This window comes from Curtobacterium sp. PhB130 (assembly GCF_003755165.1).
Classification (GTDB): domain Bacteria; phylum Actinomycetota; class Actinomycetes; order Actinomycetales; family Microbacteriaceae; genus Curtobacterium.
In genome coordinates, this window is the sequence record NZ_RKII01000014.1 from 1 (window position 1) to 10,051 (window position 10,051).

The 10,051-nt window shown below is 68.2% G+C and carries 12 protein-coding genes; 11 read left to right on the top strand and 1 reads right to left on the bottom strand.

Annotation, left to right across the window (positions count from 1 at the left end; all coding sequences use genetic code 11):
- Positions 1 to 131 precede the first annotated feature (131 nt).
- From EDF24_RS18740 to eno, 6 genes are all read left to right on the top strand, one after another.
- Positions 132 to 722: a universal stress protein gene (locus EDF24_RS18740; RefSeq protein WP_228506158.1), complete on the top strand. Its 591-nt coding sequence runs from the start codon at positions 132 to 134 to the stop codon at positions 720 to 722.
- Positions 707 to 1,462: a 2,3-diphosphoglycerate-dependent phosphoglycerate mutase gene (locus tag EDF24_RS18745; protein ID WP_171907745.1), complete on the top strand. Its 756-nt coding sequence runs from the start codon at positions 707 to 709 to the stop codon at positions 1,460 to 1,462. The genes EDF24_RS18740 and EDF24_RS18745 overlap by 16 nt, the downstream gene beginning before the upstream one ends.
- Positions 1,459 to 1,962 carry a CrcB family protein gene (locus EDF24_RS18750; protein WP_228506157.1) on the top strand — a complete coding sequence of 168 codons (504 nt, stop codon included), beginning with the start codon at positions 1,459 to 1,461 and terminating at the stop codon, positions 1,960 to 1,962. Before EDF24_RS18745 ends, EDF24_RS18750 begins: the two co-directional genes overlap by 4 nt.
- Entirely contained in the window at positions 1,959 to 2,330 is a 372-nt protein-coding gene (locus EDF24_RS18755; RefSeq protein ID WP_055960823.1) for a CrcB family protein, read from the top strand. Before EDF24_RS18750 ends, EDF24_RS18755 begins: the two co-directional genes overlap by 4 nt.
- A gap of 26 nt (positions 2,331 to 2,356) precedes the next feature.
- Positions 2,357 to 2,842 (top strand): inorganic diphosphatase, encoded by a 486-nt coding sequence (locus EDF24_RS18760; RefSeq protein WP_055960822.1) that lies wholly within the window; start codon positions 2,357 to 2,359, stop codon positions 2,840 to 2,842.
- Positions 2,843 to 2,987: 145 nt separating this feature from the next.
- Positions 2,988 to 4,322, top strand: a complete 1,335-nt coding sequence (eno, locus tag EDF24_RS18765; RefSeq protein WP_083393829.1) for a phosphopyruvate hydratase — start codon at positions 2,988 to 2,990, stop codon at positions 4,320 to 4,322.
- Here eno and EDF24_RS18770 read toward each other — a convergent pair.
- On the bottom strand, positions 4,307 to 5,233 hold the full coding sequence (locus EDF24_RS18770; RefSeq protein WP_055960820.1) for a LysR family transcriptional regulator: 927 nt from the start codon (positions 5,231 to 5,233) through the stop codon (positions 4,307 to 4,309). The genes eno and EDF24_RS18770 overlap by 16 nt on opposite strands.
- Before the next feature lie 171 nt (positions 5,234 to 5,404).
- Between EDF24_RS18770 and EDF24_RS18775 the strand changes: the two genes are divergently transcribed.
- From EDF24_RS18775 to EDF24_RS18795, 5 genes are all read left to right on the top strand, one after another.
- The gene (locus EDF24_RS18775) at positions 5,405 to 6,469 is read left to right on the top strand and encodes a TDT family transporter (protein WP_240614499.1); all 1,065 of its coding nucleotides are present in this window, start codon (positions 5,405 to 5,407) and stop codon (positions 6,467 to 6,469) included.
- Entirely contained in the window at positions 6,466 to 7,038 is a 573-nt protein-coding gene (locus EDF24_RS18780; RefSeq protein ID WP_055960816.1) for a uracil-DNA glycosylase, read from the top strand. Before EDF24_RS18775 ends, EDF24_RS18780 begins: the two co-directional genes overlap by 4 nt.
- Positions 7,039 to 7,178: 140 nt before the next feature.
- Positions 7,179 to 7,781 (top strand): recombinase family protein, encoded by a 603-nt coding sequence (locus EDF24_RS18785; RefSeq protein ID WP_055960814.1) that lies wholly within the window; start codon positions 7,179 to 7,181, stop codon positions 7,779 to 7,781.
- Positions 7,782 to 7,787: 6 nt separating this feature from the next.
- Positions 7,788 to 9,191, top strand: coding sequence for a Mu transposase C-terminal domain-containing protein (locus EDF24_RS18790; RefSeq protein ID WP_071301383.1), 1,404 nt, complete (start codon positions 7,788 to 7,790; stop codon positions 9,189 to 9,191).
- On the top strand, positions 9,188 to 10,000 hold the full coding sequence (locus tag EDF24_RS18795; RefSeq protein ID WP_055960810.1) for an AAA family ATPase: 813 nt from the start codon (positions 9,188 to 9,190) through the stop codon (positions 9,998 to 10,000). Before EDF24_RS18790 ends, EDF24_RS18795 begins: the two co-directional genes overlap by 4 nt.
- Positions 10,001 to 10,051 lie beyond the last annotated feature (51 nt).

Sequence of the window (10,051 nt, forward strand, 5' to 3'; positions counted from 1 at the left end):
TGTGGGCAGCTTCGCTCCGTGTCGTCGGAATCGCTTCCTTCGGTGTCGGGACGTCGCGGGTGCGCGAGACGGCCCGCGTGACTTGGGGTTCGGGTGCATAATGGTGGTGTCTTCGGACCCGGTAGTGGGGCTTGCCGGACCCAACCTCGACAGTTGTCGACAACAGTCCCTATCTCAGCTGGTCGCGCTTCTGCGCGCCTGAGGTAGGGAGTGTCATGACAGCACCAATCGGTTCCGGACCGGTCGTCGTCGGCGTCCTGCCCGGCCTCGCTCCGGGGGTCATCGAGGTTGCGTCGTCTATCGCGCGGCGCTTCGGTACGACGCTGGTGTGCGTCAGCGTGGATGCATCGCTCTTCGATGCCGGTACGCGCTCGGACGGGTCGGTGATGGTGGAACCGATCGACCCTGACACCGCTGACACGACACCGCAGGGCTTGTCGGACAGTGACAAGGCGGCAGTACGTGCTGCCGCAACGACCTACGGCGTCGACGTCACGTTCGTCCCGGGTGTCGGGGATCCGAGCCGGGCACTGTCGCAGGTGGCCGAAGACCGCGACGCGGCGATGCTGGTCGTCGGGGCCAGGACGGGAGCGGGTCGAATCGCGGAGTTCTTCACGGGGTCGGTCGCGGTACGGCTGACCCATCAGCAGCACCGTTCAGTGCTCGTAGTGCCCGTTGATCCGGTCGGGTTCGATGCCCCACTGCCGTGGGACACCCCGTGACCGGCCAGCTTGTTCTGCTCCGCCACGGACAGAGCACTGCGAACGCTGCCGGTACCTTCACCGGCTTGCGAGACGTCGCGCTGACCGAACAGGGCAGCGCCGAAGCGAATCGGGCTGGGTTGCTACTTCTGCATGCCGGCATCCGACCGGACCTCGTGCTCACGTCGACGCTCGAGCGGGCGCTCCACACGGCGGAGCTCGTCACCGACGTCCTCGGACGTGATGCGCCGATCGAGTCGACGTGGCGGTTGAACGAGCGGAACTACGGCGCCCTCACCGGCATGTCCAAGCAGAATGCGCAAGCGGCGTTGGGGGCGGAGCAGTTCTTCGCTGTTCGTCGGACCCGCACGGGACGGCCACCACGCATGTCGATCCGCGCGTGGCTGGCGCTCCGGCGGACGCCGGCGCTTCGTGGACTGCCGTGGGCGGCACTTCGTCGAACCGAAACACTCTCCGACGTCATCCGCCGGGTCCAACCCGTCCTGTCGCACAGCATCACCCCGGCACTCCGCGACGGGCAGACAGTGCTCGTCGTCGCGCACGGCAACTCACTGCGGGCACTGTGTGCCTGCATGGACGGCCTAACTGACGGTGAGCTCGCGGACCTGAACCTCCCCACGGGCGAACCCCTGATCTACCGGTTCGACGGCGACGGTGGGTTCTGTCCGCGGGGTGGGGAGTACCTGCATCCGGCAGCACGAGCAGCAGCGGCAGCGGTCGCTGCGGAAGGTGGAACATGACCTCCCGAACGGACACGCACCTGCCCGATGGGCAGCTCCCGCCCGACCCAGACATCGACGCCAACGACCCGGAACGTATCGACCGGCCAGTGCATCTGCGGTGGCGGTACCTCGGTGTCGTCGCACTCGGCGGCGCCATCGGTACCGCCGCACGCGACGGACTCAGCACCGCGTTCCCCGCTCAGCAGGAGGTGTCCTGGGCGATCTTCTGGATCAACATCGCCGGCGCGCTCCTACTGGGTGTGCTGCTGGAACACCTCGCGCATCGCGGACCTGACGAGGGTCGCCGCCGGACACTGCGCCTGCTTCTGGGAACCGGTGTCCTCGGCGGGTTCACCACCTACAGCACCCTCGCGACCAGCACCGCGGTGTTGTTCCTCGCTGGCCGCGGGTTGGCCGGCACCGGGTACGCGCTCCTGACGGTCCTCGCCGGCGCGATCGCCACCGGTAGCGGCCTCGCGATCGCGGGTTTGGTCCGACCGAACGGGGCCACATCATGAGCGCCCTGGCCTTCCTCAGCGTCGCGGTCGCTGGCGGTGTCGGCGCGGCCGCACGGTTCTTCGTGGATGGTGCGATCAACCGGGGTCGGCAGTTCCGGCTCCCGGTCGGGACGCTGACGATCAACATCACCGGCTCGTTCCTGCTGGGCTTGATCACCGGCGCCGCCGGTCACCTCGGCGCCACCCCCGTCGCGGTGCTCGGAACAGGGCTCATGGGTGGCTACACCACGTTCAGCACCGCCAGCTTCGAGACCGTCCGCCTCGCACGCACTGGCCGCACCACCGCGGCTGCCGTGAACGGGCTCGGGATGCTCGTCGTCTCCGTCGCCGCAGCCGCCGGGGGCGTCACCCTCGGCACCCTCACTTGACCATCCGACTGGGAGACGAACAGCTCATGCACTTCGACATCACGATCGAGATCCCCCGCGGCAGCGGCAACAAGTACGAGGTCGACCACGCCACCGGACGGATCCGCCTGGACCGGGCGGTGTTCACCAGCATGGTGTTCCCGCAGGACTACGGCTCGATCGACGACACTCTCGGCGATGACGGCGACCCCCTCGACGCGCTCGTGCTGCTGCCCCGGCCCACGTTCCCCGGCGTCGTCATCGACGTCCGCCCGGTCGGGATGCTCCGCATGGTCGACGAGAACGGCGGCGATGACAAGATCCTCACCGTCCCCGCCGGAGACGTCCGCTTCGACCACGTCCAGGACATCTCCGACGTCGCCGAGCCGGTCCTGGCGGAGATCGAGCACTTCTTCGCCCACTACAAGGAGATCGAGCACGGCAAGCACGTCACCACCAACGGGTGGGCGAACCGTGTCGACGCCGAAGCCATCATCCGCGCCGCACAGGAACGGTTCACCCCGCACCCCTGACCGGCACCCGCGCACCCGACACCATCCAGTGCGCGCCCTGAACCGCCGTGGGGAGGCAACTGGCGCCCAGTGATCGCCAGGAGGTCGTCCCTCCGCCTCCCCGCGGCCCACACCCGCACGACCAACCCGAAAGGCGACAACCGCCGTGAACGACTACATCAGCAACGTCCACCACACCACCCACCATCAGGGCGAGTACGTGACCCACACCAGCCGCCCCGTCACCATCAGCAGCCTGCACGGCTCCCGGATCCTCGACTCCCGCGGCTACCCGACGATCCAGGTGCGTCTCGAGCTCGAGGACGGCACCGTCGTCACCGGTGACGCCCCCGCAGGCGCATCCACTGGCGCGCATGAGGCTGTCGAGCTTCGCGACGGCGGCAGCAGCTACGGCGGCCGCGACGTGAGCCAGGCACTGCACCTCATCACGACGGACGTCGCACCGATGATCACCGGCCAGTCGTGGACCTCGATCGGGCAGGCCGACGCCGCCCTCGCTGCCCTCGACGGCACCCCGAACCACCGCCGGCTCGGCGCGAACAGTGTCGTCGCGACCTCGATCGCGATGGCACGCGCTCTCGCCGCCGCAGCGGAGCTGCCGCTCTGGCGTTGGATCGCAGACGTCACCGGCAGCACGCCCCGCCTGCCCGTCCCGCACTTCAACGTGCTCAACGGCGGAGCGCACGCAGCGAACGCGCTCGACTTCCAGGAGTTCATGATCGCCCCGGTGAACGCCGAGACCATGACCGACGCGGTTCGGATCGGATCGGACGTCTACCACGCGCTGGCGGCACTGGTCCGGGAACGGTTCGGCAGTCTCGGTCTCGGGGACGAAGGCGGCTTCGCCCCGTCGATCGCCGCGCCCGAGGAGGCCCTCGACCTCCTCGTCGCCGCGATCAGTGCCGCCGGTTACGAGCCCGGCGTGGACACCGTCGCGATCGCACTCGACCCGGCGGCGAACGAGTTCGCGCTCGGTGACGGTAGCTACCGGGTCGTGGACCGCCGGCTCGACCGCGCAGGCATGGTCGACTACTACCGCGACCTCATCAGCCGGTATCCGATCCGGAGCATCGAAGACGGCTTCTCCGAAGATGACCACGGCGGCTGGAAGGCGATGTCGTTCGCGCTCGGCGACATGCTCCAGATCGTCGGCGATGATCTCTACGTCACCGATCCGCAGCGCATCCGCGACGGTGGGAAGGACGGGCTCTCGAACGCGGCGCTCATCAAGCCGAACCAGATCGGCACCGTCTCCCAGACCCTCGACGCGATCGGCGTCGCACGCTCGCTCGGGATGCGGAGCATGGTGTCGCACCGGTCCGGCGAGACCACCGACACGTTCATCGCGGACCTCGTCGTCGGCACCGGAACCGGACAGATCAAGTCCGGCGCACCCGCCCGCGGAGAACGCGTCGCCAAGTACAACCGGCTCACCGAGATCGCGGAGAACAATCCGGAGCTGCCCTACGGGCTGCGCTGACCCCGACCGGTCACCTCGTGGGCGACGCGCAGGAAAGCAGAACCAGCTGGCTGAGGCTCTCCCGACCAGATCGCCCGCAACGGCCGGGCAAGTGGCGGCCCAGCGAGCGGGACCCGCACCAGCGACCCGTCGTTGATGTCGGCGGCGACCGTGCGAAGGCTCATCACCGCCGGTGCAATTCCAGCCTGCGCGTTCGCCCGGATGATGCTCGTGGTCTCCAGCACCGCGGCCGGAACCGACATGCTCAAACCGGCCTCCCTGAGCCATGCGGCGAGGGTCGCGCGAGTTCCGGAACCTTCTTCCCGCAGGAGCAGAGCCGTCGCCGCCAGGACCTCCGCAGTGATCCCGGTCGACCGAGCCCAGGGATGTTCCGGCGCAACGACGACCGCGAGCTCATCGTCCGCGATCACCTGCGCGGACACACCTGCCGCCGTCACCGGGGTCTCCGTGAACCCGAGGTTCGCGCCACCCGACTGCACGAGGTCCGTCACCGCGGCGGAGTTGCCCGCGATCAGGCGCACCCGCACGTCGGGTTCGCGGCGGCGGAATTCGAGCAGCCAGCCCGGCAGCAGCAGCTCCGCGATCGTCTGTGACGCTGCGACGACGAGCGAACCCGTGGGAGTCCGCAGCGCAGCCACTCCTGCTTCGAGGTGGCGAGACGCGTCGAGGACCGGTCCGGCCAGCCCGACGACGAGCCTGCCGGTCTCGGTCAGCACCGACCCCGTGGTCGAGCGGTGCACCAACAAGTGACCGACCATGCGCTCGGCGACCCGGATCCGAGCAGACACTGCCTGTTGCGTGACGCCGAGCGCTCCAGCGGCAGCGGAGAGGGAGCCGGTCTCGGCGACGCGTGCGAGCACGTCGAGTGTGTCGAGGTCGAGGGTTCGGTCCGTGAGTCGCCGTAGTGCCACAATCATTGATTGTGCCCTGCCAAGAGGTTCCGGGTACCGCCAGAGGCAGGATTCGCGCAGGCTTGGCCCATGACAACGCTCCGCACGGACCCTGCACCCGCGAACGGTAGCCAGCTGCCCCAACGGCCGCAGACGGCGTTGTTCCGTGACCTGGAGCGGCCAGGCCTGATCGTGTCGAATCTCACACCGAACTGGTTCGCGTCGATCATGGGCACGGGGATCGTCGCTGTCGCAGCTGCGTCACTGCCGCTGCAGTTCCCCGGGCTGCGCCTCGCGGCGACGGTCGTGTGGGCGATCGCCGCGGTGCTCCTCGTCGCCCTCACGACCGCGACGGTGCTGCACTGGATCCGCTACCGGAGCACTGCAGCCGGGCACCAGCTCAACCCGGTGATCTCGCACTTCTACGGCGCACCACCGATGGCGTTCCTCACCGTCGGCGCCGGGACACTCCTGCTCGGCAAGGACTGGGTCGGCCTGCCCGCCGCCGTCACCATCGACTGGGTCCTGTGGACCATCGGCACCATCGGAGGACTGCTCACGGCAGTGCTCGTGCCGTACCTGGCGTTCACCCGCCACGAGAACAAGCCCGACTCCGCGTTCGGCGGCTGGCTGATGCCGATCGTCCCGCCGATGGTGTCCGCCTCCACCGGTGCGCTCCTGCTGCCGTACGCCCCCGCCGGGCAGGCGCGGGAGACGCTGCTGTGGTCCTGCTACGGCTTCTTCGGCCTCAGCCTCATCACGTCGCTGGTCGTGATCACGCTGATCTGGAACCGTCTCGCGCAGCACAAGGTCGGGGCCGCCGGCATGGTCCCGACTCTGTGGATCGTCCTCGGGCCGGTCGGACAGTCGATCACCGCGGTGAACCTCCTCGCATCGAACGCCCCCACCGTTGTCGATGCGAGTACCGCGCATGCCCTGCTGGTCGTGGCGCTGGTGTACGGGTTCGCGATGCTCGGCTTCGCGCTGCTGTGGACCGTCATCGCCCTCGCGATCACCATCCGCACTGCCCGCGAACACTTGCCGTTCAGCCTGACTTGGTGGTCCTTCACGTTCCCCGTCGGGACCTGCGTCACCGGCCTGAACGGGCTCGCCCTGCACTCAGGCCTGACCGTCGTTGCCGTCCTCGCCGTCATCTACTACGCCGGCCTCGTCGCCGCATGGATCACCGTTGCCCTTCGCACCTTTCACGGATCCGTCATCCGTGGCACCCTGCTGGCACCGCCACAGCCGGCATGAGTACCCCCGAGGAACTCGCTGACGTTCGATCGCTGAACGGTCTCGCGGAGACGTGGCGGACCGCGCCCGACGGCAGCCGACGGTTCGTCCCGAGCTTCGACCCACGATCCGGCGGCAGATTCAGCCGTGTCCTGGTCCTGATGCAGTCGCCTGGCCCCCAGACCATCGCCGCAGCGCACGCAGCGATCTGCAGCGAGGACAACCCGGGCCCGACCGCGGCCGCGTTCCGAGCAGCCCGTATCGAGTCCGGACTCGCACGCGGCGAGTACGTCCGCTGGAACCTTGTCCCATGGGAACTGCCCGACCGCGTGCGACTCGAGGACATCGACGAGGGGCGGCATGCCCTCGCCACACTGCTCGCGGCCCTCCCCGCTCTCACTGCGATCGTCACGTACGGGGCCGTTGCCCTCGACGGCGTCATGCGACACTTCACCCTGGACGAGCACCCCCGACTCCTTCCGGTCATCGCAGCACCACATCCGTCTCCCGCCAACGGCCGCCACCGATCGGAACAACACCTCCGTTCCGTGCAAGCACTCCGGCTCGCCGCGCGAGCGCGGCAGACGTAACAAATACGAACGATTCCGCTACAACTATCCGTACCGGCGCTCAGTCCGGGTGCGAGGCGCCGTGTCTTGTAGCGGAACCCAGTCCCAGAATCTACGTGCCGCCACTACCCCTCCTGGTCGAGTTTCGCTACGTTCTCTTCATGGGTCACCTTCTCGGGTATGCGCGCGTGTCCACCACAGACCAGGACGCGTCGCTGCAGATCGACGCGCTCAACGCCGCTGGCTGCTACCGCGTGTTCGTCGACACCATGTCCGGGTCGCTCCAACACCGGCCCGAGCTCGACAAGCTCCTCGACCAGCTCCGCCCCGGCGACACTCTCGTCGTCTGGCGACTCGACCGGCTCGGCCGGTCCATCCGGCACCTCATCGATCAGCTGCACGCTCTCGCCGAGCGCGGCATCGGGTTCCGGTCCCTGCAGGAGACCATCGACACCACCTCGCCCGGCGGCCGGCTCGTGTTCCACGTCTTCGCCGCGTTGGCGGAGTTCGAACGGGACCTCATCAAGGAACGCACCAACGCCGGCCTCGCCGCCGCTCGAGCCCGCGGCCGCACCGGCGGCCGACCATCTCGGCTCTCCGCGGACCAGGTGCGCACCGCACGCCGGCTCTACGAACAGCAGGACATGACCGTCGCGCAGATCGGCGACGTGCTCGGCGTTAGCCGCACCACCATCTACCGTGCACTCGCGAAGCACGCCGAGCCCGTCGCGGCGCGACGAACCAAGCCTTCCCCAACGATGTAGCTGGCTATGGACGCGAGCGAGCGGTGGGGCATCCTTCGACTGCACGTCGAGGACGCCATCCCGCTCGCCACCCTGGCCCGCACCACGGGCGTCGCTGAGCGCACCCTGCAACGCTGGTTGGCCCGCTACCGAACCGGCGGATACCCGGCTCTCGCCGACGGCACCCGCACCGATCACGGCGCCCGACGGACGGCACCGGAACTGGTGCGCCTGATTGAGGGGCTCGCACTCACCAAGCCACGACCTTCGATCGCCACGATTCACCGCCAGGTCGACAATTACTGCACCAAACGAGGTCTCTCAGCGCCGTCGTACTCCGTTGTGCGGTCGATCGTGAACGGGCTTGATCCCGGGATGGTGACGCTCGCGCTTGAGGGGCCCGCGTCATATCGGGACAAGCACGAACTGCTGCTCCGACGTCGTGCGGATCGCCCCAACGCGATCTGGCAGGCGGACCACACGATGCTCGATCTGCTCATCGTCGGACCCGACGGCAAGCCCGAACGGCCGTGGTTGACGGTGATCCTCGACGACTACTCCCGCGCGGTCTGCGGGTACATGGTGTTCCTCGGCGCCCCATCCGCCGCGAACACCGCGCTCGCGCTCCGGCAAGCGATCTGGCACAAGCCGGAACCGGACTGGCCTGTCTGCGGGATCCCAGACGTGCTCTACACAGACCACGGGTCCGACTTCACCAGCCACCGAATCGGCGACACCGCCGCCGTGCTGCACCTCCGCATCATCCACTCGCAGGTCGCTCGCCCCCAGGGCCGCGGGAAGATCGAGCGGTTCTTCGGCACCATCAACACCGAGCTGCTCCCAACGCTCCCCGGCCACCTCGCACCCGGATCCTCGGCGCCGGCGCCGACGCCGGCGCTGGATCTCGCCGGTGTCGACAGTGCCATCAACACGTTCATCCGCCGCTACAACGCCCGCATCCACCGCGAGCTCCGGAAGAGCCCACTGGAAGCGTGGATCGCAGACGGGTGGCTGCCACGAATGCCGGACTCCCTCGAGCAGCTCGACGGGTTCCTGCTCACCGTCCCGACCACGCGTGTCGTGCAACGAGACGGCATCCACTTCGAAGGGCTCCGCTACACCGCAACCACTCTCGCACCCTTCGTGGGCAGCACCGTCAGCGTCCGGTACGACCCCCGCGACGTCACCGAGATCCGTGTCTTTCACCGCGACGCGTTCCTGTGCACCGCGATCAGTACCGCGCATCAGACCGAGACCATCAGTCTCAAGCAGATCCAGGCCGCCCGGAACGCGCAACGAAGAGCCCTGCGCGGGCAGATCCGCGAACGCATCGCGATCGTCCGCCCCACACCCGATGATCACACCCCACCAGCACCCGCACCGGCACCGGATCAACCGCGACTGATGACCTACGAGGAGGACCGGTCATGACGAGCCAGTTCATCATCACGAAGGAACACCGTCGGTTCGCGGAGTTCGCCGACGCCGTCCGGAAGCAGAACACCATCGGCGTCTGCTTCGGCCCCGCTGGCGTCGGCAAGACCCTCTCCGCACGCCGCTACGCCCACTGGGACAGCATCGGCCCGTTCATCGCCAGATGGGCCGCACGCAGCGAAGACGACACGAAGATCTACGCCGCCGCCCACCGAGCCCGCACCGTCTTCTACACGCCCGAGGTCTCCGCCACGATGCGCGCCCTGCAGGACGACCTCCGGCACGACATGCTCCGCACCGAACGCTGCATCGAGGAACACCTCCTGCTCCAGGGTCGCCACTTCGACCACGCACACGGCCCCAACCCGTCCCTGCTCGAGCTGATCATCATCGACGAGTCCGAACGCCTCACCGGCAACGCGATCGAGTGGCTCCGCGACCAGTACGACCGCACCGGCATAGCGATGATCCTCATCGGCATGCCCGGCATCGAGAAGCAGTTCAGCCACTACCCGCAGCTCTACAGCCGCCTCGGCTTCGCCCACCAGTACCGTCCGCTCGGCCACGACGAGCTGCTCTTCGTCCTCGAACGTCAATGGCGCAAGCTCGGCAAGACGCTCGACCCCGACGACTTCACCGACGCGCAAGCCATCGCCGCCGTCGAACGCATCACCCGCGGCAACTTCCGGCTCCTTGAGCGCCTCCTCCCTCAGATCCAACGCGTCCTGAAGATCAACGAGCTCGACGTCATCACCAACGACGTCGTCGAGGCCGCCCGCAGCACCCTCGTCATCGGCACCACCTGACCCGACACCGATCGCAGCGAAAACGACGACACAGAGCGAGGCTGCTCACAG

Coding starts and splice junctions, on each gene's coding strand:
- EDF24_RS18750 (WP_228506157.1), top strand. CDS start 1,459: ATGACCTCCCGAACGGACACGCACCTGCCCGATGGGCAGCTCCCGCCC.
- EDF24_RS18755 (WP_055960823.1), top strand. CDS start 1,959: ATGAGCGCCCTGGCCTTCCTCAGCGTCGCGGTCGCTGGCGGTGTCGGC.
- EDF24_RS18760 (WP_055960822.1), top strand. CDS start 2,357: ATGCACTTCGACATCACGATCGAGATCCCCCGCGGCAGCGGCAACAAG.
- EDF24_RS18780 (WP_055960816.1), top strand. CDS start 6,466: ATGAGTACCCCCGAGGAACTCGCTGACGTTCGATCGCTGAACGGTCTC.
- EDF24_RS18785 (WP_055960814.1), top strand. CDS start 7,179: ATGGGTCACCTTCTCGGGTATGCGCGCGTGTCCACCACAGACCAGGAC.
- EDF24_RS18790 (WP_071301383.1), top strand. CDS start 7,788: ATGGACGCGAGCGAGCGGTGGGGCATCCTTCGACTGCACGTCGAGGAC.
- EDF24_RS18795 (WP_055960810.1), top strand. CDS start 9,188: ATGACGAGCCAGTTCATCATCACGAAGGAACACCGTCGGTTCGCGGAG.